The organism is Flavobacterium sp. XN-5 (assembly GCF_008033395.2).
GTDB classification, from domain to species: Bacteria; Bacteroidota; Bacteroidia; order Flavobacteriales; family Flavobacteriaceae; genus Flavobacterium; species Flavobacterium hiemivividum.
Window position 1 is genome coordinate 1 of sequence record NZ_VOGZ02000016.1, and the last position, 1,897, is coordinate 1,897.

1 tRNA gene and 1 rRNA gene are annotated in these 1,897 nt (G+C 46.4%); both read left to right on the forward strand.

The features are described 5' to 3' along the window. Positions 1-34: 34 nt before the first annotated feature. Positions 35-1,550: ribosomal RNA gene (locus tag FQU23_RS16030) — 16S ribosomal RNA — on the forward strand. A 201-nt stretch (positions 1,551-1,751) separates the two neighbouring features. After that, positions 1,752-1,825 (forward strand) — tRNA-Ile (locus FQU23_RS16035). Positions 1,826-1,897 lie beyond the last annotated feature (72 nt).

The following is a 1,897-nucleotide window of genomic DNA, read 5'->3' on the forward strand; positions in this document are numbered from 1 at the left end:
AAAAACAAAAAGAGAATTTATTCTCAAATAATATACGATGAAGAGTTTGATCCTGGCTCAGGATGAACGCTAGCGGCAGGCTTAACACATGCAAGTCGAGGGGTATAAGAAGCTTGCTTCTTAGAGACCGGCGCACGGGTGCGTAACGCGTATGCAATCTACCTTTCACAAAGGGATAGCCCAGAGAAATTTGGATTAATACCTTATAGTATTATAGGATGGCATCATTTTATAATTAAAGATTTATCGGTGAAAGATGAGCATGCGTCCCATTAGTTAGTTGGTAAGGTAACGGCTTACCAAGACTACGATGGGTAGGGGTCCTGAGAGGGAGATCCCCCACACTGGTACTGAGACACGGACCAGACTCCTACGGGAGGCAGCAGTGAGGAATATTGGACAATGGGCGCAAGCCTGATCCAGCCATGCCGCGTGCAGGATGACGGTCCTATGGATTGTAAACTGCTTTTATACAGGAAGAAACACCTCTACGTGTAGAGACTTGACGGTACTGTAAGAATAAGGATCGGCTAACTCCGTGCCAGCAGCCGCGGTAATACGGAGGATCCAAGCGTTATCCGGAATCATTGGGTTTAAAGGGTCCGTAGGCGGTTTAGTAAGTCAGTGGTGAAAGCCCATCGCTCAACGGTGGAACGGCCATTGATACTGCTAGACTTGAATTATTAGGAAGTAACTAGAATATGTAGTGTAGCGGTGAAATGCTTAGAGATTACATGGAATACCAATTGCGAAGGCAGGTTACTACTAATGGATTGACGCTGATGGACGAAAGCGTGGGTAGCGAACAGGATTAGATACCCTGGTAGTCCACGCCGTAAACGATGGATACTAGCTGTTGGGAGCAATCTCAGTGGCTAAGCGAAAGTGATAAGTATCCCACCTGGGGAGTACGTTCGCAAGAATGAAACTCAAAGGAATTGACGGGGGCCCGCACAAGCGGTGGAGCATGTGGTTTAATTCGATGATACGCGAGGAACCTTACCAAGGCTTAAATGTAGATTGACCGGTTTGGAAACAGACTTTTCGCAAGACAATTTACAAGGTGCTGCATGGTTGTCGTCAGCTCGTGCCGTGAGGTGTCAGGTTAAGTCCTATAACGAGCGCAACCCCTGTTGTTAGTTGCCAGCGAGTCATGTCGGGAACTCTAACGAGACTGCCAGTGCAAACTGTGAGGAAGGTGGGGATGACGTCAAATCATCACGGCCCTTACGCCTTGGGCTACACACGTGCTACAATGGCCGGTACAGAGAGCAGCCACTGGGTGACCAGGAGCGAATCTACAAAACCGGTCACAGTTCGGATCGGAGTCTGCAACTCGACTCCGTGAAGCTGGAATCGCTAGTAATCGGATATCAGCCATGATCCGGTGAATACGTTCCCGGGCCTTGTACACACCGCCCGTCAAGCCATGGAAGCTGGGGGTGCCTGAAGTCGGTGACCGCAAGGAGCTGCCTAGGGTAAAACTGGTAACTAGGGCTAAGTCGTAACAAGGTAGCCGTACCGGAAGGTGCGGCTGGAACACCTCCTTTCTAGAGCCTTATTGTTAGCTTATTTATAAGCACGGTAGGGAAAGAGACGAAAAGAGAAAGTGGAAACAAAGAATTAGAATTTATTACTCTTGCTGTTAGTTCAAATAATACAATTTAAGTAAAAGAAAGAGATTTCAGGTCCTAGATTTTAGATACAGATTGCAAAATCTTAAATCTACCATCGAAAATCCTAAATCACACTGTCTCGTAGCTCAGCTGGTTAGAGTACTACACTGATAATGTAGGGGTCGACAGTTCGAGTCTGTCCGAGACAACTATTTAAACTTAAAAAAAAGAAGAATCTAGAGTTAGCAATTCACAACTCATTTGGATGTAAAGTAAAGTTA